Genomic DNA, 21237 nt, shown 5'->3' on the forward strand with positions numbered 1-21237 from the left:
CACACATGTTTGACAGTGCCGCCTGGGCAAACCCAGGGATCAGGCGCCTGTCACGACGATGACGTGTACGCGGTACGGGCCGTGCGCGCCGAGCACGATGGTCTGCTCGATGTCGCCCGTGCGGGAGGGCCCGCTGATGACGTTGGTCGCGCGCGGCAATTCGCCCCGCTCCGTGCGCATCAACGCGTAGGCATCCTCCAGGTGGGCGACGATGCGCGACTGCGGCACCACGGCGATATGCGTCTCGGGCAGCAACGCTGCAGAGGCTACGTTCTCCGGCCCCGACAGCAGCATCAGCGAGCCGGTTTCGGCAATCGCGCAGAAGCAGCCGGTAATACCGACGAGGTCACCGTGGTCGTGATCGGCTTGCGGCTCGCGCACCGGCGGACGGAATTCAACGTTGAGTCCGGCGGCCGCCCAGTCGAGCGACTGCAGCGTGGTCCACGCCACCGCCTGCGGCTTGAGGCTCAATCCCGAGAGGTAACGCGCCGCGGCCGCCGGCACGTCGGCCAGCGTGGCAACGGACTCCAGCGTGGAGGCCATCTTCAGCGCCTGCTCGGCAAAGTGCGCAACGAGGTCTTGGGGCATCGGCGGACGCGGGCCAGCCGGATGGCGCGCAATGTAGTCGGCCACGGCGTCGCGCTCGCCTTGTGTAGGCTGCTCAGGACGATGTTGCGCGTTGCGGATGCGCGCAAAAATGGCGTCGCGTGCGCGGGTCGTGTCGAGCGGATCAACAGGATCCTGCGCGGGGGAATCGGCTCGTGTGGTCATGTCCGGAACGGCTGGCGTGGGATCGGTCGATTATACGAGCCGGTCAACGCCATGCCGCCTGACGCCGCCGAAACTGCCGCTGAAACTTATTGGACGACCGCGTGAACCTTATTGCACGCCAAACACCTGCTTGAGGTACGTGAGATAGGCCGGGTCGTCGCACATGGTCTTCTCGGGCGCGTCCGACAGCTTAGCCACCGGCTGGCCATTGCAGCGGACCATCTTGATGACGATCTGCAGCGGCGTGTAGCCCAGGTCGTTGGTGAGGTTGGTACCCACGCCAAAGGCCAGCTTGCAGCGATCATGGAAGCGCTCGTACAGGCCGATCACCTTGGGCATATCCAGGCTGTCGGAGAAAATCAGCGCCTTGGATTTCGGCTCGACGCGCATCTCTTCGTAGTGCTTGAGCATGCGCTCGCCCCACTCGAACGGGTCGCCGGAATCGTGGCGCACGCCGTCGAAGAGCTTGCAGAAGAACATGTCGAAATCGCGCAGGAAAGCATCGAAACCGTAGGTATCCGACAGCGCGACACCGAGGTCGCCGCGATATTCCTTGGCCCAGGTCTCCAGCGCGAAGGTCTGGGAATCGCGCAGGCGCGGGCCCAGCGCCTGGCAGGCCTGCAGGTATTCGTGTGCCATAGTGCCCAGCGGCGTCATGTTGTGCTTCATGGCGAAGTAGACGTTGCTGGTGCCGGCGTACTGGGCGCCGAGCTGCGTGCGTGTCTCCAGCAGCACATGCTCGTGCCACGTGTGCGAGAAGCGGCGGCGCGTGCCGTAGTCGGCGATGCGGCAGTCTTCCAGCCCGGGGCGCATCAGCGAGCCCAGCTTGCTGGTCAGGCGGCGCTTGCCCTCGTCCCATTGCGGGTGACTCTGCGTGCGACTGAAGAACACCTCGTTGACGATGGCCAGCACCGGCACCTCGAACATGATCGTGTGCAGCCACGGCCCGGCGATGACGATCTCGATCTGCCCGTCGTTGCTGGCGTCATTGGTCGATGCGGGGCGCACCTCGATGTACTTCTCGTTCAGGTGGAACAGGCCGAGAAAATCGACGAAATCGCTCTTGATGAAGCGCAGGCCGCGCAGGTACTCCTGTTCCGCCTCGGTAAAGCGCAGCGTGCAGAGATGGCGGATTTCCGCGCGAATCTCCTCGATGAACGGCACCAGATCAACACCCGCATTGCGGCACTTGAAGCGGTATTCGACGTGCGCACCGGGAAAGTGATGCAGCACCACCTGCATCATGGTGAACTTGTACAGATCGGTATCGAGCAGCGAGTGGATGATCATTGCTTCATTGCGGCAGCGCGCCAAAACCACGTGGATTGGGCGTCATGCTAACCGAAGCCCGCCGCAGCGCCCGCCTCCGCCACAGAAATCCCGCAAAGGATGCCGGAAAAGGCCGGTTTCACCCACCCGCGCGGGCTGGGAACCCCTTGATTCCGCTATAATTTCTGGTTTCCGACCGGATTTTTGCACCATGGAAGCAGAACGCCTCAATGCCATCCAGAACACGTTGGCCGACCTGAAGTCGCGCGCCGACGAACTTCGGAGGTATCTTTGACTACGACGTCAAATCTGAACGTCTAGTTGAAGTCGACAAAGAACTCGAAAACCCCGAGGTCTGGAACGACCCCAAACGCGCCCAGGACCTGGGCCGCGAGAAAAAATCGCTCGAGGGCGTGGTCCACACGCTGACCAAGCTCGAAGAAGACCTCACCGGCGGCGCCGAGTTGTTCGAGCTCGCCCGCGAAGAGGGTGACGACGACACCATCGAGGCCATCGAAGCCGATACCGCCGGCATGCGCGCCATTGTCGAAGACATGGAATTCCGCCGCATGTTCTCCGGCAAGATGGACGCCGCCAACTGCTTCCTCGACATCCAGGCCGGCGCCGGTGGCACCGAGGCGTGCGACTGGGCGTCGATGCTGCTGCGTCAGTACCTGAAGTACTGCGAGCGCAAGGGCTTCAAGACCGAAGTGCTGGAAGAGTCCGAAGGCGACGTCGCCGGCATCAAGAGCGCATCGATCAAGGTCGAGGGCGAATACGCATTCGGCTTCCTGCGCACGGAAACCGGCGTGCACCGCCTGGTGCGCAAGTCGCCGTTCGACTCGGCGGGTGGCCGCCACACGTCGTTCACGTCGATCTTCGTGTACCCGGAAGTGGATGACTCGATCGAGATCGAGGTCAATCCGGCGGACCTGCGCGTGGATACGTACCGTGCTTCCGGCGCGGGCGGTCAGCACATCAACAAGACCGATTCGGCCGTGCGGATCACGCACATCCCGACGGGTATCGTCGTGCAGTGCCAGAACGACCGTTCGCAGCACCGCAACCGCGCTGAAGCGATGACGATGCTGAAGTCGCGCTTGTACGAGCACGAACTGCGCAAGCGCCAGGCTGAAGCCGACGCGCAAGAAGCCGCCAAGACGGACGTGGGCTGGGGCCACCAGATTCGCTCGTACGTGCTGGACCAGAGCCGCATCAAGGATCTGCGCACCAACGTGGAAATCTCCAACACGCAAAAGGTGCTGGACGGCGATCTCGATGCCTTCATCCAGGCCAGCCTGAAGCAAGGCGTCTAACCGAGCCCGAGCAACTGCCATGTCCAGCATTGGGAAACCTCAGTCCTTGTTCATCCTGACCGGTGCCTCGCGCGGGCTGGGCGCCGCGCTGGCCCAGGCGCTGATGCAGCCTGGCCACCACCTGATCTGCGTGGCGCGCGGCGACAACGCCGAGCTGCGTGCGCAGGCGGCCGCCGCCGGCGTGGCGCTCGACTGGCACCAGGTCGATCTGACCGACGCGCATGCCGCCGAGGCCTGGATGACCAAGACGCTGGCTGCCCTGCCCGCTCACAAGAACGTCACGCTGGTGCTCAACGCCGGCGCCGTCGAGCCGATCGGCACCATCGACACGCTGCGCGCCGACACGCTGCTGCCGCATCTGCAACTGAACCTTGCTGGCCCGATGGCACTGACCGCCGCCCTGCTACGCGGCACCGCTGCGTGGAATGCGCAGCGCCGCGTGCTGGCGATCTCGTCGGGCGCCGCACGCCGGCCGATCGCCGGCTGGGCCGCCTACTGCACGGGCAAGGCCGGGCTCGACATGTTCGTGCGCGCCATCAACGCCGATGGCGATGCCAGCGTGCGTGCCGTGGCATTGGCCCCGGGCGTGATCGACACCGACATGCAACGCACCATCCGTGGCGCCGACTTTGCCGGCGTGCAGCGCTTCCGCGATCTGCACGCGCACGGCGAGCTGGTCTCGCCGCAAGACGCCGCCGCGCGCATCGCCGCCTACCTCGTTCGCCCCGACTTTGGCGCGACCGAGCTGGACGACCTGCGCAATTACGCCTAATCCGCGCCTGACAAGACTCTCCTCTCATCACCACCATGACCGAACAGAACAACCCGGCCGAATCGAACGCCCCCCTCGTTGCCGGACACGCGCAGGATGACAACAAGATCATCGCCGAGCGCCGCGAGAAGCTGGCCGAGATCCGCCAGCACGGCGTCGCCTTCCCCAACGATTTCCGCCCGACGCATCACGCCGGCGATCTGCAAGCCAAGTACCGCGAATTCGAGCAGGCCGCGCTGGAAGCCGAGCCGGTGCAAGTCGCCATCGCCGGCCGCATGATGCTCAAGCGCGTGATGGGCAAGGCCAGCTTTGCCACCGTGCAGGACAGCACCGATCGCATCCAGTTCTACATCAGCCGCGACGCGGTGGGCGAGGACGTCTACGCCAGCTTCAAGAAGTGGGATCTGGGCGACATCGTGGCCGCGCGCGGCACGCTGATGAAGACCAAGACCGGCGAACTGTCGGTGTCCGTGACAGAACTGCGCCTGCTCTCCAAGAGCCTGCGTCCGCTGCCGGGCGACTTCTATGGCCTGGCCGATCAAGAAGTGAAATACCGCCAGCGCTACGTCGACCTGATCGTCTCGAAGGAAACGCGCGACACCTTCCGCGCCCGCACCAAGGCCATGGCCTCGCTGCGCAACTTCATGGCCGGCAACGGCTTCATGGAGGTTGAGACGCCGATGCTGCACCCGATTCCGGGTGGCGCTGCGGCCAAACCGTTCATCACGCACCACAACGCACTGGACATGCAGATGTTCCTGCGCATCGCGCCGGAGCTGTACCTCAAGCGCCTAATCGTCGGCGGCTTTGATCGCGTGTTCGAAATCAACCGCAACTTCCGTAACGAGGGCGTGTCGCCGCGACACAACCCCGAGTTCACGATGATGGAGTTCTACGCAGCCTACACGGACTACCGCTGGCTAATGGACTTCACCGAACAGCTGATCCGCCAAGCGGCGATCGATGCCTCGGGCACCGCCACGCTGACGTACCAAGGCCGCGAGCTGGACCTGTCCAAGCCGTTCCACCGCCTGACGATCTGCCAGGCCATTCAGAAGTACGCGCCGCAGTACACAGACGCGCAACTGGCCGACGTCGACTTCCTGCGCGCCGAACTCAAGAAGTTCAAGATCGACACCAACGCGCCGCAGTTCCTGAACGCCGGCGTGGGCTCGCTGCAGCTCGTGCTGTTTGAAGAGACGGCCGAGTCGCAACTGTGGGAACCGACCTTCATCATCGACTACCCGGTCGAAGTCTCGCCGCTGGCGCGTGCATCGGACACGCAGCCGGGCATCACCGAGCGCTTCGAACTGTTCATCACCGGCCGCGAAATCGCCAACGGCTTCTCGGAGCTGAATGACGCGGAAGACCAAGCCGAGCGCTTCCGCAAGCAGGTCGAGCAGAAGGACGCCGGTGACGAAGAAGCCATGTTCTACGACGCCGACTACATCCGCGCGCTGGAATACGGCATGCCCCCGACCGGTGGCTGCGGCATCGGCATCGACCGTCTGGTCATGCTGCTGACCGACAGCCCGAACATCCGCGACGTGATCCTCTTCCCGCACCTGCGCCGCGAAGACTGATCGGTCGGAAAGCCTGCCTCACGAGAACGCCCCTTCGGGGGCGTTTTTGTTGGGCGCGCAGTCGCGCAAGTGGCGCGCCTACCCTGCTATTTGTAACATCCCCACGATGCCACAACATGTATCAAAACGCGGCAACTCTTTGATTTTTAATAGAAAAACAGGACTACAGATGCTTACAAATTAAAACGGTATCCGTTCCGGCGATGCACCACACTGTGATCATCAAAACGCCGAACCGATCACGGCGCAGGAGAACGATGATGAACAACAACGTCCAATCGAACCAAGGTCAACAATATGCCGCCACGTCGCCGGGCCAAGTGCCGCCGTCGTCGCGCCGCATGCATCCGCTGATGACGACGGCCGCTGTGGCCGTGATCATCGCCAGCCTGACGGCAGTGGCCGCCATCACCGGCATCCTGCCGACGTCAAAGGCCACGCAGGGCAGCACCGATCCCAACGTCGCAGCCCAGTCTGCAGCAGCGATACCGGGCGCCTCCGCTCCGATGGCGTTGGCGGCTCCGGGCCAGACGACGCAACCGAATCAGGCCGCGCCGTATCCGGCACAGAACGTGGCACCCGCTCCGGCCCCGGCACGTGCGCGTGAGCCGTCGTACGCTGAACGCGCCCCGTCGACCAGCCCGCACTACGCTCAAACGCAGCCACGCCAATCGGTCAGCCCGTACACCGGCCATGTCACGTCGGTCACCCCGATCTCGACGCAAGCCAAGGAAACCGGTCTCGGCATGATCGGCGGTGCAGTGGTGGGTGGCCTGCTGGGTAACCAGGTCGGTCGCGGCAATGGCCGCACGCTCGCGACGGTGGGCGGCGCGCTGGCGGGCGGTTACGGCGGCCATGTGGCGGAGAACTACTACAGCCGCGATACCCAATACCGCGTGAACGTGCGTATGGACAACGGCACCAACCGCAGCTTCACCTACAAGGCTGCCCCAGGCTTCCAGCCGGGCGACCGCGTGCATATCGAAGACGGCTCGCTGGTGGCAGGCTAATCGGGTAGCGGATTCCCGCCCAAAGAAAAACCGGCCTTCGGGCCGGTTTTTTCATGCGCGTGCACTTGAGGCTGTGCGCTTATTCCGCTTCGTCGATCCACGCTTGCTGGATCGCTTCGAGGAATTTCTCGCCGCCGCGCTTGTGGTCGTCGTCAAAGCCGTCGAGGCTGACGACCTTGTTGTGCAGATCGACGAAGTTCAGACGCGTCGGGTCGACGTCGGGGTACTTGTCGTACAGCGCTTCGGCGATCTGCTGAATGTCGTTCCATTTCATGATGGGCTCCCTTTCCACTGGCGGCACCGTGGCCACTCGGCTCAGTGGTTTTCCTTGGCGTGGTTGATGGTGTACTTCGGGATCTCGATGGTGAGGTCTTCGTCCGTCACCTTGGCCTGGCACGACAGGCGCGAATTCGGCTCCAGGCCCCAGGCCTTGTCGAGCAGGTCTTCTTCCTTCTCCGAAGCCTCATCCAGCGAATTGAAGCCCTCGCGCACGATCACGTGGCAGGTCGTGCAGGCGCACGATTTTTCGCAGGCGTGCTCGATCTCGATGTCGGCGCCCAGCAGCGCGTCGCAGATGGTCGTGCCGGTCTTGGCTTCGATCACGGCCCCTTCCGGGCAGTACTCGACGTGAGGAAGGATGACGATTTGTGGCATGAAGAGACTCGTTCAATAAAAGGTTGGGAACACGGCGGCCGATGGCGAATCGGTCAGCCAAGCTCCTCGATACGTTTGCCGGCCAGCGCCTTGCGGATGCCGCGGTCCATGCGGCGCGCGGCGAACTCGTCGGTGCCGTGCGAGAGCGTATCGACGGCGTCCTTGATGGCGCGGTGATCTTCACCCTGCATGGTGGCGCGCAGCGCGGCGACTTCGGTGTCGATCGCAGCCCGCTCTTCGGGCGAGAGCAGATCACCATCGGCCTCCAGCGCATGCGACAGCGCTTCGAGCAGGCGTTCGCCTTCGACGCGCTCTTCGGCCAGCGCACGGCGGCGCATGTCGTCTTCGGCGGATTGGAAGCCTTCCTGCAGCATGCGGGCGATGTCATCGTCGCCCAGACCGTACGACGGCTTCACGGTGATGGACGCTTCCACGCCGGATACCGTCTCGCGAGCGAACACCGACAGCAGGCCATCTGCATCCACCTGATACGTCACGCGGATGCGTGCCGCGCCGGCCACCATCGGCGGAATGCCGCGCAGCTCGAAGCGGGCCAGCGAGCGGCAGTCGCTCACCAGTTCGCGCTCGCCCTGCAGCACGTGGATCGCCATGGCCGTCTGGCCATCCTTGAAAGTGGTGAATTCCTGCGCGCGCGCCACGGGAATCGTGCTGTTGCGCGGGATGATCTTCTCGACCAGACCGCCCATCGTCTCGACGCCCAGCGACAGCGGGATCACGTCGAGCAGCAGCCAGTCTTCGCCCGGCGCGCGGTTGCCGGCCAGCAGGTTGGCCTGCATGGCGGCGCCGATGGCGACTACCTGATCCGGGTCGAGGTTCGTGAGCGGCGTGCGGCCAAACAGTTGGCCCACGGCGCGGCGAATGATCGGCATGCGCGTTGCGCCACCCACCAGCACCACGCCCTTCACCTCTTCCACCGTCACGCCTGCATCGCGCAATGCGCGGCGCACGGGCGACAGCGTCTTCTGCACGAGATTGGCGGTCAGCTCAGCAAACGTCTCGGCGGTCAGCACGAGGTGCACGGTCTCGCCGGTGGAGAGCATCGCGTCAATCTCGGTGCTGTCGGCGGTGGAGAGCCATTCCTTGGCTGCACGCGCCTTGTTCAGCAGCAGGCGGGTGTCTTCGGCCGACAGCGGTTGCAGGCTGGCCTGCTCGACGATCCAGCACACGATGCGTTGGTCGAAATCGTCGCCGCCCAGCGCGGAATCGCCGCCCGTCGACATCACCTCGAACACGCCCTTGGTGAGCTTGAGCACGGAGATGTCGAACGTGCCGCCGCCCAAGTCGTAGACGGCGTAGATGCCCTCCGCCGCGTTGTCCAGGCCGTAGGCAATGGCAGCAGCAGTCGGCTCATTCAGCAGGCGCAACACGTTCAAGCCGGCCAGCTTGGCGGCGTCTTTCGTTGCCTGGCGTTGCGCGTCGTCAAAGTACGCCGGCACAGTAATCACAGCGCCGACCAACTCATCGCCGAGCGTGTCTTCCGCGCGCTGGCGCAGCGTGGCGAGAATCTCCGCCGACACTTCCACCGGGCTTTTCACACCGGCCACGGTCTTGAGTTGCACCATGCCCGGCGCATCGACGAAGTCGTACGGCGTGTTCTCGATGTGGGCGACGTCCTTCAGGCCGCGGCCCATGAAGCGCTTGACCGAGATGATGGTGTTCTTCGGATCGCGCACGGCCTCGGCCTGGGCCTTGTAACCGATATGCGCGCCGCCGGCGGGCAAATAGCGCACCACGGAGGGCAGCAGCGGACGGCCCTGATCATCGGGCAACACTTCCGGCACACTGCTGCGCACAGCAGCCACCAGCGAGTTGGTCGTGCCCAGATCGATGCCCACCGCCAGACGGCGCTGGTGCGGTGCGGGCGATTCGCCGGGTTCGGAAATCTGCAGTAAAGCCATGGGATGTCTCGATTGCGCGGAAGTCGCAGGATGCCGGCCTCGGCAAACCCGCCATTGTCGCAAATTCTGTGTCTCAGTCGTCCAGCCGGTCGATTGCCTCAGCAGTGTCGCGCTCGATCTTTTCAATGAACATCAACTGGCGGACGGCATCTGCGGCAGCGGCGCTGTTGCCGTCGCCCCCATCACCGTTCAGCAGCCCCGCCAGTGCGGCGTAGCGTGCGCGCTTTTCCTTGCGCAGCATGCCGAGTAACGCGTCCAGCGCATCCACATCGCGCTCAGCCTTGGCGTCGCCCAGCGATTCGCGCCACTCCATCTGCTGCATCAGAAACGCGGGCGGCATGGCCGTGTTGTTCTCGGCCTGCACGTCGATGCCCTTCAAATGCAGCAGATACGTGGCCCGCTTGAGCGGATCACGCAGCGTCTGATACGCCTCGTTGGCGCGCGTGGCCCATTGCATGGCGACACGGCGCTCGGCGTCGCCCGCGTGTGCATAACGATCGGGATGCGCTTGCGATTGCACGGTGCGGTACGCAGCGTTCAACGCGTCTTCGTCGACCTCGAAGTGCTCGGGCAGACCGAACAAGGAGAAATGCGTGTCGCTGACGTTCATGAATAAAAAAAGCGGCCGCGCCGCCTTTGTGTTGCTACTCGACGGGGAATGTCGGAACCTCGCCCCGATCGCACTTCAGGCATTCCACCACCACGCCGATCTTGCTGGCGCGCCCGGCTTCGGTTTCAGTCCAGGGCCGTTGCTGCCAAGGCGGATCGTGACGCATGTGCTGCCCGTGCCCGCAAGCGAGACGGGCGACCCAGTGGCCTTCCTCGTCCCGCTCGAAACCGACAATCGCTTGCTTCAATGCGCCCCGCTCAAACGCGGAACGACTCGCCGCAACCGCACTCGTCCTTCACGTTCGGGTTATTGAACTTGAAGCCTTCGTTCAACCCTTCGCGTGCAAAGTCCAACTCGGTGCCATCGATGTACGGCAGGCTCTTCGGATCGACGATCACCTTGACGCCGTTGGATTCGAACACCTGGTCTTCCGCGGCAATCTCGTCCGCGTATTCGAGCTTGTAAGCCAGGCCCGAGCAACCGGTGGTCTTCACGCCCACGCGCAGGCCCACGCCCTTGCCACGGCGGGTCAGATAGCGGGAAACGTGCTGCGCGGCCTTGTCGGTCAGGGTGATCATGCTGCGTCCTTTCTATTGATGCTGGAGGCGGCTTAAGCAGCCTTCTGCTCGGCGGTGCCGTGCTTTTCCTTGTAGTCGGCCACGGCCGCCTTGATGGCGTCTTCGGCCAGAATCGAGCAGTGGATCTTCACCGGCGGCAGCGCCAGTTCTTCGGCGATCTGCGTGTTGCGGATCTCCAGCGCTTGGTCCAGCGTCTTGCCCTTCACCCACTCCGTCACCAGCGACGACGAGGCGATGGCCGAGCCGCAGCCATAGGTCTTGAACTTGGCGTCTTCAATCACGCCTTGCTCGTTGACCTTGATTTGCAGCTTCATCACGTCGCCGCAAGCCGGCGCGCCGACCATGCCGGTGCCGACCGTGTCGTCGCCCTTCTCGAAGGAACCGACGTTGCGCGGGTTTTCGTAGTGATCCAGAACTTGGTTGCTGTAAGACATTTCACACCTCTTTCAATCGTTGGCTGGCGCGGGGGCGCCGTTTATCCGTTGTCCGCTATCCGTCAAAGCGCGCCGCGCTTAGTGCGCCGCCCATTGAATGCTGTTCAGATCCACGCCGTCCTTGTACATCTCCCACAGCGGAGACAGGTCGCGCAGCTTGCCGATCTTGCCCTTGAGCAGCTCGACCACGTAGTCGACTTCTTCTTCCGTGGTGAAGCGGCCCACCGTGAAGCGGATCGAGCTATGGGCCAGCTCGTCGTTGCGGCCCAGCGCGCGCAGCACGTACGACGGCTCCAGCGATGCCGACGTGCAAGCCGAGCCCGACGACACGGCGACATCCTTGATCGCCATGATCAGCGACTCGCCTTCCACGAAGTTGAAGCTGATGTTCAGGTTGTGCGGCACACGGGCTTCCATGTCGCCGTTCACATACACCTCTTCCATCGTGTTCAGGCCGCGGTACAGGCGATCGCGCAGCATGCGGATGCGCTCGTTCTCGGTCGCCATTTCTTCCTTGGCGATACGGAAGGCTTCGCCCATGCCGACGATCTGGTGCGTGGCCAGCGTGCCCGAACGCATGCCGCGTTCGTGGCCGCCACCGTGCATCTGTGCTTCGATGCGGATACGCGGCTTGCGACGCACGTACAGCGCGCCGATGCCCTTCGGGCCATACGTCTTGTGCGCCGAGAACGACATCAGGTCGACCTTCAGCTTTTGCAGGTCGATCTCGACCTTGCCGGTGGCCTGGGCAGCATCCACGTGGAAGATCACGCCCTTCTCGCGGCAGATTTCGCCCAGCGTTTCAATGTCTTGGATCACGCCGATTTCGTTGTTCACCATCATCACCGAAGCGAGGATGGTGTCCGGGCGGATGGCTTGCTTGAAGACATCGATATCGATCAGGCCGTTGTCCTTCACGTCCAGATACGTCACCTCAAAGCCCTGGCGCTCCAGCTCACGCGTCGTATCCAGCACAGCCTTGTGCTCGGTCTTGACGGTGATGATGTGCTTGCCCTTGCTGCTGTAGAAGTTGGCGGCACCCTTGATCGCCAGGTTGTCGGACTCGGTGGCGCCCGACGTCCAGACGATCTCGCGTGGGTCGGCGTTCACCAGAGCGGCGACTTGCTCACGCGCGGTCTCGACGGCTTTTTCAGCTTCCCAGCCGAACGGATGGCTGCGCGAGGCCGGATTGCCGAAGCTCTCGCGCAGGTACGGGATCATCTTATCGACCACGCGCGGGTCCACCGGCGTCGTCGCGGAATAGTCCATGTAGATGGGAAGATGCAGGGTGCTCATATCTTGTCTGCCTTGTGTGGGGGGCGATGTTCTATATGTGGGGCTGGCGTCGTGGCCAGGCCTCACGCTAGTGCAGTCATGCAATCACGACTGCGCCAGACTGAAAACGGAGTTGACCAGCGGTGCACGCTTGACCGGCTCGGCGGCCACCGACGTTGCCGGCGCATCAACGGCGCGGGCGCGGGCCGGTGACCGTTCGCGACGCGCCGGACGCGCTTCACGCATGTCCTGAATCACTTCGGGTTGGCGTTCGCGCTGCTGGTCGACCAAGTTCTGCAGCGACACCGAATCGAGGTACTCGACCATCTTCTGATTGAGCGTCGCCCACAGGTCGTGCGTCATGCAGCGGGCGGCGTGCCCGTTGTGCTCCTCGCCGCCGCAGTTGCCCTTGCCGCCGCACTGGGTGGCATCAAGGGGCTCGTCCACAGCGATGATGATGTCGGCAACGGTGACGTCGTCCGCACGGCGCGCGAGGCTGTAGCCGCCGCCCGGGCCACGCACGCTTTCCACGATCTCGTGGCGGCGCAGTTTGCCAAACAGCTGCTCAAGGTACGACAGCGAAATCTTCTGGCGCTGGCTGATGCCAGCCAGCGTGACCGGGCCCTGCTCTTGGCGCAGCGCCAAGTCAATCATGGCGGTGACCGCAAAGCGGCCTTTGGTGGTCAATCTCATGGCGTCGGGGAAATACCTGATCGTTTTGCTCAAGTATAAAGGAACCCGACAAAATCGGTCAACTAAGGTGTCGGGGGATTCCGCGTCGCAGCAAGGGGATTTGCTGATCCCACCTGGGTGGGCAACCGCGCGGCAGGCCGTATTGTGGACTAAAACAATCAACCACGTCGGGTAGGGCTATCGCTCCACTCCCGCACCGCACCTTGCCAGCGCCATGCGCGAAGCGGCACCACTGCGGGTTTTCCTTATGCTGCGCACAGCCTAAATTCATTGACTTTTGTTACGCACCCACCGAGACTGTTAAATACGCAAACGTTTGCGAACGACGCGGCGCGATTGCCCTTAGGATTAGCTTACGAACCTCAGGGCAACGACGACCGCCTCCACCCAAGCCTCAGACAGGCCCCTTTCCTGGAGGAGACACCATGGATATCCGCCGTCGCCGCGCCCTGCAACTTGGCTCGGGCTCTGCTGTAGCCCTTGCTCTGCCCCTGCCTCTCATCTTCCAATCCTCGCTGGCGCATGCCGCCAACCAGCCGCCCAAGGTGGCACTGGTGATGAAGTCGCTGGCCAACGAGTTCTTCCTGACCATGGAGAACGGCGCGCGAGCCCACCAGAAGGCGCACGCCTCGGAGTACTCGCTGCTCACCAACGGCATCCGTGACGAAACCGATACCGGCGGCCAGATCCGCCTGGTCGAGCAGATGATCGTCGCGCGCGTGGATGCACTGGTGCTGGCGCCGGCCGATTCCAAGGCGATGGTGCCGGTGGTCAAGAAGGCAGTGGACGCGGGCATCCTCGTCATCAATATCGACAACCGGCTGGACCCGGCGGCACTCAAGGAAAAGGGCCTGAACGTGCCCTTCGTGGGCCCGGATAACCGCAAGGGTGCGCGCTTGGTGGGTGACTTTGTCGCCAAGGCGCTCAAGCCGGGCGACGAGGTGGGCATCATCGAAGGCATTCCCACCACCACCAACGCCCAGCAACGCACCGCTGGCTTCAAGGAGGCCGCCGAGGCCGCCAAGCTGAAGATCGCCAGCGTGCAGTCGGGCGAGTGGGAAATCGACAAGGGCAACAAGGTAGCCGCCGCCATGCTGCGCGCGCAGCCGGATCTCAAGGCCCTGCTGTGCGGCAATGACAACATGGCGATCGGCGCCGTGTCGGCCGTGCGTGCGGCGGGCAAGCTGGGCAAAGTGCTGATTGGCGGCTACGACAACATCGACGCCATCAAGGCCATGCTGGCGGACGGGCGCGTGGTGGCCACAGCAGACCAGCACGCCGACCAGCAAGCGGTGTATGGCATCGAGACCGCACTGAAGGCGCTCGCCGCCAAGACGCCGCAGGCAAAGCTGTCAGGCGTGGTCGAAACGCCCGTCAACCTCGTCACGCGCACATAACCCGATCGACAAGGCAAGCCGCCGCCAGCCATGTCCACCGCCTACGAACCACGCCCGCCGCTATTGCGCGCGTCCGCCATCAGCAAGCACTACGCCGCCCCCGTGCTGCGCGAGATCGATCTCGATGTGCACGCGGGTGAGGTGCTTGCGCTGACGGGCGAGAACGGTGCTGGCAAAAGCACGCTCTCCAAGATCCTCTGCGGGCTGGAGACGGCAACATCCGGTTCGATGACGCTCGCGGGCACGGCGTACACACCGGCCTCGCGCAGCGCAGCGGAAGCGTTGGGCGTGCGCATGGTGCTGCAAGAACTGAGCATGGTGCCCACGCTTACGGTGGCGGAAAACCTGTTCCTGGGCAAATTGCCGCGGCGGCTGGGTTTTGTCGACCGCCCCACCCTGCGCCACCAGGCTGAGCAAGCGCTCGCCCGCGTCGGCCTGGACCTCGACCCGTGGACACCCGTGCACACACTCGGCATCGGTCACCGGCAGATGATCGAAATCGCCCGCGCGCTGGCCAGCGCTTGCCGCGTGCTGATCCTCGACGAGCCGACCGCCATGCTGAGCGCACATGAAAGCGCGACGCTGTTCGCACGTATCGACGCGCTGCGCCGCGAGGGCGTAGCGATCATCTACATCTCTCACCGGCTCGATGAGTTGGCCCGCATCGCCGACCGCATCGTCGTATTGCGCGACGGCAAGCTCATTACCGATGCGCCGGCCGTCACCGTCACACAGGACGCGCTGATCCAGGCAATGGTCGGGCGCGACGTTGCCACCTCGCCCGAAGGCAAACGCGCTGCACGCGAACCGTGGCCCGGCGACGGCTCCCCTGCCCTGCGTGTGACCGGGCTCACCCGTGCACCGGCCGTGCGCGAGGTGTCGTTCGGGGTGGCACCGGGCGAAATCTTTGGCATTGCCGGCCTGGTAGGCGCGGGGCGCACCGAGTTGCTGCGCCTGATCTTCGGTGCAGACCGCGCGGACGCCGGCACCATCGAAGCGGGGTCGCCGCTCAAGCCGGTGCACATCCACTCGCCCGGCGACGCGGTGCGCCACGGCATCAGCCTGCTCACCGAAGACCGCAAGGATGAAGGCCTGATGCTGGGCTTGCCCATCGCCACCAACATCGCACTGGGCAACATGCCGGGCGTGACCACACGCGGCTGGCTGCAGCCTGCGCGTGAACGTGCACTGGCACAGCGGCACATCGACGCACTGCGCATCCGCTGCGCGGGGCCCGAGCAACCGGTGGGCGAACTCTCCGGCGGCAACCAGCAGAAGGTGGCGATTGCGCGCTGGCTGGAGCGCGACACCCCAGTGCTGCTATTCGATGAGCCCACACGCGGCGTGGATGTCGGCGCCAAGTTCGACATCTATGCCCTGCTCGATGCGCTGGCTGCACGCGGCAAAGCCCTTGTCGTAGTGTCCAGCGATCTGCGCGAACTCATGCAGTTGTGTGATCGCATTGGCGTCATGCGCGCCGGCCGGCTGACACACGTGTTCCAACGCGGCGGCTGGAGCCAGGATGCCCTGCTCGCAGCTGCCTTCGGCGAGTCCGCTCCGCCGGCCCCCAAGTCATCTCCGGAGACCGCCGATGCGCTCTGATTCCACCTTGCCGCCGGCCAGTACAGAGAGCACGCAGGCCAACCGTCGCGCTGCGGTGAGCATGTCGCTCGGCACCATCGGCGGGCTGCTAGGCGCGCTGATTGCCATGCTGGTGTTGTTCGGCACCCTGTCGCCCACCTTCTTCACGCTACCCACCTTCACCACCATCGCCAACGAAATTCCCGACCTGCTGGTGATGGCGGTGGGTATGACCTTCATCCTGATGATCGGCGGCATCGATCTGTCCGTGGGATCGGTGCTGGCGCTGGCAGCCTCGGTGCTGTCGATTGCCATGACCAAGCTCGGCTGGGGCGTGCTACCAGCGGCGTTGGCGGGCGTTCTGGTGGCAACGGCCGCCGGTGCGGTGACCGGCACGGTTACGGTGCACTGGGGCATCCCGTCGTTCATCGTGTCGCTGGGTGTGCTGGAAATGGCACGCGGCCTCGCCTACAGCCTGACCGATTCGCGCACCGCCTATATCGGCAGCGCAGTCGACTGGTTGGCCAACCCGATTGCACTGGGCATCGCACCGTCGTTCCTCATTGCGATTGCCGTCACGGTGATCGGCCAGATCGTGCTGGTGCGCACCGTGTTCGGGCGCTACCTCGTCGCCATCGGCACCAATGAAGAAGCCGTGCGGCTGGCGGGCGTGAACCCGCGCCCCTACAAGATCGCGGTGTTCGCGCTGATGGGGCTGCTGGCGGGCCTGGCGGCGCTGTTCCAGGTGTCGCGGCTGGAGGCGGCCGACCCGAACGCCGGCGTCGGCATGGAATTGCAGGTCATCGCGGCCGTGGTGATCGGCGGCACGAGCCTGATGGGCGGGCGCGGCTCGGTCGCGCGCACGCTGTTCGGCGTGCTGATCATCTCGGTGCTCGAATCGGGCCTCGCACAGATCGGTGCCTCCGAACCCACCAAACGCATCATCACGGGCGCGGTCATCGTTGCGGCCGTGGTCATGGATACGTATCGCAGCAGACGTAACAGCCGATCCGGCAGTCAATCCGGCCGTAGCAAGCAACATTGAAGAGACAGAGGAGATCGTCATGGCAACCATCAAGGACGTCGCAGCATTGGCTGGGGTTTCGTTCACCACCGTCTCACACGTCATCAACAACACCAGGCCGGTCAACTCGGAGACGCGCAAGCGCGTGGAAGAAGCCATCCGCGCCACGCGCTACGTGCCCAGCGCGGTCGCACGCTCGCTCAAGCACCGCACCACGCGCACCATCGGCGTGCTGGTACCGACGGCCACCAACCCCTACTTTGCAGAGCTGGCGCGCGGCATTGAAGATGTCTGTGCTGCTGCCGGCTACAGCGTGATCCTCTGCAACTCCGACGACGACCCACGCAAGCAGCGCGACTACTTGCGCGTGCTGATGGAGAAGCGCGTGGACGGCATCATCGTCAGCAGCGCCGGGCCCGACAACGCGCTCATCGAAGCGCTGGGCGAATCCGCCCTGCCCGTGGTCATGGTGGACCGCCCGACCGAAGGCATCCAGGCCGACCAGGTGCAGGTCGATCACGAAGAAGGCGCCTACATGGCGACCAAGCATCTGTTGGAGCTTGGCCACCGGCGCATCGCCTGCATCAGCGGGCCATCGGAGCTGAGCGTGACGGCTGGCCGCCTGGCAGGCTTCCACCGTGCACTGCGCGAAGCCGGCGTGCCGGAAGCCTCCGCCCGCATTGCCGAAGGCGATTTCACCAGCCCCGGCGGCTACCGCGCCGCGCGCCAGTTGCTGACCGAGGGCGAAATGCCCACCGCCATCTTTGCCAGCAACGACCTGATGGGCATCGGGGCCTTGCGTGCCGCGGCCGAGTTGGGCATCCCGGTGCCGAAGGCGCTTTCGATCATCGGCTTTGATGACATCGAACTCAGCCGCTACGTCTATCCAGCGCTGTCCACGGTCGGCCAGTCGATCCGCCAGTTGGGCGAGACCACCGCGCAGACGCTGCTCGAGCACCTGAGCGATGCCGCCATGCGCCATCCGGTCGACGAGCGGCAGGCGCGCCGCATTGTGCTGCCGCCGCGCCTGTCGCTGCGCGAGTCGACCGCAGAGCCGGCTCGCCCTGCCCGCGCCGCCTGAGCGCCCACCCACTCACTCTCTCAACGTCGTCCGCCATGGTGGCCAAGCACCCTTCTGCCTCTTCTGCCCACCCGGCTGCCGACGTGCTGATCGTCGGCAGCCTCAATATGGATCTCGTGATCCGCACGCCACGCTTGCCCCGCCCTGGGCAAACGGTTGCGGCCCCCGCTTTGGAGACGATTCCTGGTGGCAAGGGTGCCAACCAGGCAGTGGCTGCGGCCCGCCTGGGGGGCAGGGTCGCCATGCTCGGCTGCGTGGGCGATGATGCGTATGGCACGGCCCTGCGCGACGGCCTGCGGCGCGAAGGTGTGGATACGTCGATGGTGTCGGTGCATGCCAGTGAGGCCACGGGCATCGCCTGCGTGACGGTGGCGGACAGCGGCCAGAACACCATCGTGATTGTGGCGGGGGCCAACCAGTTGCTCACGCCGGCCATGATCGAGGCGCAACGCGCGGCGTTCGAGCGCGCCCGTGTGATCGTCTGCCAGTTGGAGTCACCGCCAGATGCGGTGGAATGCGCGCTCAAGCTTGGGGCACGGCTGGGCAAGACGGTCATCCTGAACCCCGCGCCGGCCATCGGCCCGTTGCCGACACCCTGGCTGGCGGCGTGCGATTACCTGATCCCGAATGAAACCGAAGCGGCGCTGCTGACCGCACACGCCGTCGACTCCCCCGAATCCGCGCTGGATGCAGCAGCCGACCTGCATGCACAGGGCGCGCGGCACGTGATGGTCACGCTGGGCGCGCATGGCGTTGCCTATGTGGATGCCACCAGGCGCCTGCTGATGCCGGCGCCCATTGCGCAGGCTGTCGACACCACTGCGGCCGGCGACACCTTTGTCGGCGCGCTGGCTGCCGCGTTGGCCGAGGGCGCCGCACCGGATGCGGCCATCGCGTTTGGCCAGGCGGCAGCCGCCGTGTCGGTCACGCGGCTGGGCGCGCAACCGTCCATCCCCTTCCGCAGCGAGCTGGGTGTGCTCGCCGCGCACGCGCATTAAGCCGGCGGATCAGGCCGGCGTACCGGTTCCCGGCGGCGTGGCCGCAGTCGGCGCACGCGGCACCAGCAGGCACAGCGGATCACGCAGAATGCGCCGCCACACCGCGCCGGTGATGCGCTTGCGATCGAGCCCACGCAAGTTGCGCGAGCGCATCGCCATGTTGAACGCCAGCGCAAACGACACCATCACGTTGAGTACACCCATCAGCGCGATGCCGGCAACGGCCAGCCAGAACGGCGCCGTATGCATCACGCTCGGGCCCAGCACGCCCACCGCCGTTGCCACTGCACCGGTCGACAGCGTGACGTGGCGCACCTCCACGTGCGGCCCGAAGAACGACACGATCTCCGGCCCCAAGCCCAGCATGAAACCCAGCGACACGTTGGCGACGATGCCCGAAAGGTTGCGCTTCCAGAACCCGGCAATACGCTGCGCACCCCGCGTGCCCACCATGAAGCGCAGACGGCGATGGTAGGCAATCACATCGTGCACACGGTGCAGCGCGAACCAGTTGTCGGCCCAGCCAGCCGCCAAGCTCGATGCCCACAGCAACACGCCCGTGAAGATCGCGTACAGCGGCGTTGGCCCGAGAATCGAAAACGAGTCGATGGTCGCCACGGCTTTTTCCGGCGAAATCAGGTTTGCGTGGAAGAACCGCCCCGCCAGCCACTGCACCAGAAAGGCCACCGGCGCCACCGCTACCAGGTTCCCGGCAATCGCCGCCGCATTGGTGCGGATCATGGCGACGGTGTCGTCAACAAAGCGGTCCAGCCCTTCCGGACGGCCCACTTGGTCCAGCCGGTGCGCCAGCGCGGGCGCTGTCATGGCCGGCTGCTTGGTGGCCAGCGTGAAATGGGCAAAGTGGATACCGAGAAAGCTGACCGCGTAGTTGATCGACGCAAAGAAACCCTCAGTGAACCGGGACAAGTGCGCACCGGCAATGAAGAACTTGATGTACACCGTGGCCGCGGTGATGACACCACCGCCTGCGGCCGCCTTCACCATCGCGCCGTACTCCTTGCTGTCGCGGGTGATGTAGTGCTCGCCGCTCTCGGCAGAACGCTCGACCACCTTGCGCGCCAGATCGGCAAACGTGGAGCGGATCAGATAGCCGACGCTGCGGCGATGCTGGCTGGCGGACACCAGCTCAGCCGTCAAATGCACGAAGCGGCGTGAGGCCTTAGCGTCGGCCCAGGCCGTCAGCAGCAGATCAATGCGCCCCAGCCACGCCTTCATGCGTTCCACCTGGAACACCACCTCCACGGAGACACCGTTCTCGTCCAGATGCTGGTAGACGCTGGCCGTGGCAGTGCGGCACTGGTCCAGCACCGCACGGAAGTAATTGAGCTGCTGCGGAAGACGCTCCGGTGCGGCCAGTGTTTCGTCCGGGCGTTCAAGAAAGATGGCGTTGGCCGCATCGGCCAGCCGGTAGAACGGTGAATCGGTGACGTCCGGATACTCCATGCGCAAGCGGATGCCGCGCGACAACCCTGCCGCCCGCACCTGGCTGATCAGGATCTGGATACCGATGCCAAGGCTGCGTTCCAACCGCGTCTGGCCGGCGGCTTCATCCTCGTCGCTCAACCCGGCGCGGAACAGCGCATGCAGGCGCGTGACCAGTTCATCGTCCAGGCCATCCACCCACTGCGCATCGGTCGGGCCGACAAACAGCAGCGCAAACAACGTGGCCAATTGCGATTGATTGGGTGCCGGCGGCAGGAAGCGCGCCTGCCAGCGATCGACCAGTTCGCCCCAGAACCCGGAGCGCGAGGACAACCCCGTATCGCACAGCAGCGAGACCGGGTCGTTGTCCCGCACGATCGCGCGCAGCGTCTGCCCGACGCGCTTGGCCAGTTCAGGGTTGTTTTCCAGCACCTGCAGCAGGTAGCGCAGGCGCGCATAGCGCCAAGATTCGGACGTAGCGCCCGCGGGCCGGTCTGCGCGGCGCAGCCAATAGGCCAGCTCGATCAGCCATTCATTGCGTTCGGCCACGCTGCGCGTCGGCGCGAACTGCGCCAGGATGGCGTCGAGCTGATGGCTGGCGTGCCGGGAAGCGCGCCATTTGCGCCACGGATTGAGCAAAAACTTGAACATCGAACTCCCTAGTTGGCGGACACGCATGACTCGGCCTCGCCCCTGGGCCGATTCTTCTGCGCAAGTCTGGACGCCGCGATCAGGCGACGTGCAGCGCCTGAAAATGTGTTCGCAATTGTGTCACGACTCCCCCGCCGCCAGCCCTCGGGCGAGGCTGCGGTGCAGTTCTGACTTCTGA

Annotated in this window: 21 protein-coding genes; 9 read left to right on the top strand and 12 right to left on the bottom strand. The window is 64.7% G+C overall.

Annotation, left to right across the window (positions count from 1 at the left end; all coding sequences use genetic code 11):
* Nucleotides 1-39 precede the first annotated feature (39 nt).
* Nucleotides 40-771, bottom strand: a complete 732-nt coding sequence (locus tag F7R11_RS13105; protein ID WP_064804046.1) for a LutC/YkgG family protein — start codon at nt 769-771, stop codon at nt 40-42.
* Nucleotides 772-879: 108 nt separating this feature from the next.
* A complete protein-coding gene (gene pncB, locus F7R11_RS13110) occupies nt 880-2061 on the bottom strand; it encodes a nicotinate phosphoribosyltransferase (protein WP_064804048.1) in 1182 nt (393 codons plus the stop codon).
* Nucleotides 2062-2251: 190 nt separating this feature from the next.
* On the opposite strand from pncB, the gene prfB reads away from it, so the two are divergent.
* The 4 genes from prfB to F7R11_RS13130 all read left to right on the top strand — a co-directional run bounded on the left by prfB (nt 2252) and on the right by F7R11_RS13130 (nt 6721).
* A protein-coding gene (gene prfB, locus F7R11_RS13115; protein WP_104577602.1) for a peptide chain release factor 2 occupies nt 2252-3356 on the top strand; the annotation gives its coding sequence in 2 pieces (ribosomal slippage) (nt 2252-2332 and nt 2334-3356; 1104 coding nt in all).
* A gap of 19 nt (nt 3357-3375) precedes the next feature.
* Nucleotides 3376-4128, top strand: a complete 753-nt coding sequence (locus F7R11_RS13120) for an SDR family oxidoreductase (protein ID WP_064804052.1) — start codon at nt 3376-3378, stop codon at nt 4126-4128.
* A 35-nt stretch (nt 4129-4163) separates the two neighbouring features.
* Nucleotides 4164-5711, top strand: a complete 1548-nt coding sequence (lysS, locus tag F7R11_RS13125) for a lysine--tRNA ligase (RefSeq protein WP_064804054.1) — start codon at nt 4164-4166, stop codon at nt 5709-5711.
* Nucleotides 5712-5971: 260 nt separating this feature from the next.
* A complete protein-coding gene (locus F7R11_RS13130) occupies nt 5972-6721 on the top strand; it encodes an outer membrane lipoprotein (protein ID WP_064804056.1) in 750 nt (249 codons plus the stop codon).
* Between the two features lie 79 nt (nt 6722-6800).
* Here the strand turns inward: F7R11_RS13130 and iscX are convergent, their stop codons facing one another.
* From iscX to iscR, 9 genes are all read right to left on the bottom strand, one after another.
* Entirely contained in the window at nt 6801-6995 is a 195-nt protein-coding gene (gene iscX, locus F7R11_RS13135) for a Fe-S cluster assembly protein IscX (protein ID WP_021195398.1), read from the bottom strand.
* A gap of 41 nt (nt 6996-7036) precedes the next feature.
* A complete protein-coding gene (fdx, locus tag F7R11_RS13140) occupies nt 7037-7375 on the bottom strand; it encodes an ISC system 2Fe-2S type ferredoxin (protein WP_064804058.1) in 339 nt (112 codons plus the stop codon).
* A 53-nt stretch (nt 7376-7428) separates the two neighbouring features.
* Nucleotides 7429-9294, bottom strand: a complete 1866-nt coding sequence (gene hscA, locus F7R11_RS13145) for a Fe-S protein assembly chaperone HscA (protein WP_021195400.1) — start codon at nt 9292-9294, stop codon at nt 7429-7431.
* A 73-nt stretch (nt 9295-9367) separates the two neighbouring features.
* Nucleotides 9368-9904, bottom strand: a complete 537-nt coding sequence (gene hscB / locus F7R11_RS13150) for a Fe-S protein assembly co-chaperone HscB (protein ID WP_064804060.1) — start codon at nt 9902-9904, stop codon at nt 9368-9370.
* Nucleotides 9905-9938: 34 nt separating this feature from the next.
* Entirely contained in the window at nt 9939-10151 is a 213-nt protein-coding gene (locus F7R11_RS13155) for a DUF3565 domain-containing protein (RefSeq protein ID WP_048931764.1), read from the bottom strand.
* 10 nt (nt 10152-10161) lie between these two features.
* On the bottom strand, nt 10162-10482 hold the full coding sequence (gene iscA / locus F7R11_RS13160) for an iron-sulfur cluster assembly protein IscA (protein ID WP_064804062.1): 321 nt from the start codon (nt 10480-10482) through the stop codon (nt 10162-10164).
* A 32-nt stretch (nt 10483-10514) separates the two neighbouring features.
* Nucleotides 10515-10916 carry a Fe-S cluster assembly scaffold IscU gene (iscU, locus tag F7R11_RS13165; protein ID WP_064804064.1) on the bottom strand — a complete coding sequence of 134 codons (402 nt, stop codon included), beginning with the start codon at nt 10914-10916 and terminating at the stop codon, nt 10515-10517.
* A 78-nt stretch (nt 10917-10994) separates the two neighbouring features.
* Nucleotides 10995-12212: an IscS subfamily cysteine desulfurase gene (locus F7R11_RS13170; protein WP_021195405.1), complete on the bottom strand. Its 1218-nt coding sequence runs from the start codon at nt 12210-12212 to the stop codon at nt 10995-10997.
* Nucleotides 12213-12296: 84 nt separating this feature from the next.
* Nucleotides 12297-12884: a Fe-S cluster assembly transcriptional regulator IscR gene (gene iscR / locus F7R11_RS13175; protein ID WP_031329519.1), complete on the bottom strand. Its 588-nt coding sequence runs from the start codon at nt 12882-12884 to the stop codon at nt 12297-12299.
* A 425-nt stretch (nt 12885-13309) separates the two neighbouring features.
* On the opposite strand from iscR, the gene F7R11_RS13180 reads away from it, so the two are divergent.
* From F7R11_RS13180 to rbsK, 5 genes are read left to right on the top strand one after another with little or no spacing between them, the layout of a single operon-like run.
* Nucleotides 13310-14281 (top strand): sugar ABC transporter substrate-binding protein, encoded by a 972-nt coding sequence (locus F7R11_RS13180; protein ID WP_064804066.1) that lies wholly within the window; start codon nt 13310-13312, stop codon nt 14279-14281.
* 30 nt (nt 14282-14311) lie between these two features.
* Nucleotides 14312-15883, top strand: a complete 1572-nt coding sequence (locus F7R11_RS13185; protein ID WP_064804068.1) for a sugar ABC transporter ATP-binding protein — start codon at nt 14312-14314, stop codon at nt 15881-15883.
* Nucleotides 15873-16907: an ABC transporter permease gene (locus F7R11_RS13190; RefSeq protein ID WP_064804070.1), complete on the top strand. Its 1035-nt coding sequence runs from the start codon at nt 15873-15875 to the stop codon at nt 16905-16907. Before F7R11_RS13185 ends, F7R11_RS13190 begins: the two co-directional genes overlap by 11 nt.
* A 19-nt stretch (nt 16908-16926) precedes the next feature.
* Nucleotides 16927-17967, top strand: a complete 1041-nt coding sequence (locus tag F7R11_RS13195) for a LacI family DNA-binding transcriptional regulator (RefSeq protein WP_021195410.1) — start codon at nt 16927-16929, stop codon at nt 17965-17967.
* A 35-nt stretch (nt 17968-18002) separates the two neighbouring features.
* Nucleotides 18003-18965 (top strand): ribokinase, encoded by a 963-nt coding sequence (rbsK, locus tag F7R11_RS13200; protein WP_064804072.1) that lies wholly within the window; start codon nt 18003-18005, stop codon nt 18963-18965.
* Nucleotides 18966-18974: 9 nt separating this feature from the next.
* On the opposite strand, the gene F7R11_RS13205 is transcribed toward rbsK, so the two are convergent.
* A complete protein-coding gene (locus tag F7R11_RS13205) occupies nt 18975-21059 on the bottom strand; it encodes a site-specific recombinase (protein WP_064804074.1) in 2085 nt (694 codons plus the stop codon).
* Nucleotides 21060-21237 lie beyond the last annotated feature (178 nt).

It is taken from the genome of Ralstonia insidiosa (assembly GCF_008801405.1).
Classification (GTDB): domain Bacteria; phylum Pseudomonadota; class Gammaproteobacteria; order Burkholderiales; family Burkholderiaceae; genus Ralstonia; species Ralstonia insidiosa.

What these genes read in the sequence shown, in the direction of transcription:
- hscB (WP_064804060.1), bottom strand. Translation starts at nt 9,904, where the DNA reads ATGAACGTCAGCGACACGCATTTCTCCTTGTTCGGTCTGCCCGAGCAC.
- F7R11_RS13180 (WP_064804066.1), top strand. Translation starts at nt 13,310, where the DNA reads ATGGATATCCGCCGTCGCCGCGCCCTGCAACTTGGCTCGGGCTCTGCT.
- F7R11_RS13190 (WP_064804070.1), top strand. Translation starts at nt 15,873, where the DNA reads ATGCGCTCTGATTCCACCTTGCCGCCGGCCAGTACAGAGAGCACGCAG.
- F7R11_RS13120 (WP_064804052.1), top strand. Translation starts at nt 3,376, where the DNA reads ATGTCCAGCATTGGGAAACCTCAGTCCTTGTTCATCCTGACCGGTGCC.
- rbsK (WP_064804072.1), top strand. Translation starts at nt 18,003, where the DNA reads ATGGTGGCCAAGCACCCTTCTGCCTCTTCTGCCCACCCGGCTGCCGAC.
- iscU (WP_064804064.1), bottom strand. Translation starts at nt 10,916, where the DNA reads ATGTCTTACAGCAACCAAGTTCTGGATCACTACGAAAACCCGCGCAAC.
- F7R11_RS13205 (WP_064804074.1), bottom strand. Translation starts at nt 21,059, where the DNA reads ATGTTCAAGTTTTTGCTCAATCCGTGGCGCAAATGGCGCGCTTCCCGG.
- pncB (WP_064804048.1), bottom strand. Translation starts at nt 2,061, where the DNA reads ATGATCATCCACTCGCTGCTCGATACCGATCTGTACAAGTTCACCATG.
- iscR (WP_031329519.1), bottom strand. Translation starts at nt 12,884, where the DNA reads ATGAGATTGACCACCAAAGGCCGCTTTGCGGTCACCGCCATGATTGAC.
- F7R11_RS13170 (WP_021195405.1), bottom strand. Translation starts at nt 12,212, where the DNA reads ATGAGCACCCTGCATCTTCCCATCTACATGGACTATTCCGCGACGACG.
- F7R11_RS13195 (WP_021195410.1), top strand. Translation starts at nt 16,927, where the DNA reads ATGGCAACCATCAAGGACGTCGCAGCATTGGCTGGGGTTTCGTTCACC.
- lysS (WP_064804054.1), top strand. Translation starts at nt 4,164, where the DNA reads ATGACCGAACAGAACAACCCGGCCGAATCGAACGCCCCCCTCGTTGCC.
- iscA (WP_064804062.1), bottom strand. Translation starts at nt 10,482, where the DNA reads ATGATCACCCTGACCGACAAGGCCGCGCAGCACGTTTCCCGCTATCTG.
- hscA (WP_021195400.1), bottom strand. Translation starts at nt 9,294, where the DNA reads ATGGCTTTACTGCAGATTTCCGAACCCGGCGAATCGCCCGCACCGCAC.
- iscX (WP_021195398.1), bottom strand. Translation starts at nt 6,995, where the DNA reads ATGAAATGGAACGACATTCAGCAGATCGCCGAAGCGCTGTACGACAAG.
- F7R11_RS13130 (WP_064804056.1), top strand. Translation starts at nt 5,972, where the DNA reads ATGAACAACAACGTCCAATCGAACCAAGGTCAACAATATGCCGCCACG.
- F7R11_RS13185 (WP_064804068.1), top strand. Translation starts at nt 14,312, where the DNA reads ATGTCCACCGCCTACGAACCACGCCCGCCGCTATTGCGCGCGTCCGCC.
- fdx (WP_064804058.1), bottom strand. Translation starts at nt 7,375, where the DNA reads ATGCCACAAATCGTCATCCTTCCTCACGTCGAGTACTGCCCGGAAGGG.
- F7R11_RS13105 (WP_064804046.1), bottom strand. Translation starts at nt 771, where the DNA reads ATGACCACACGAGCCGATTCCCCCGCGCAGGATCCTGTTGATCCGCTC.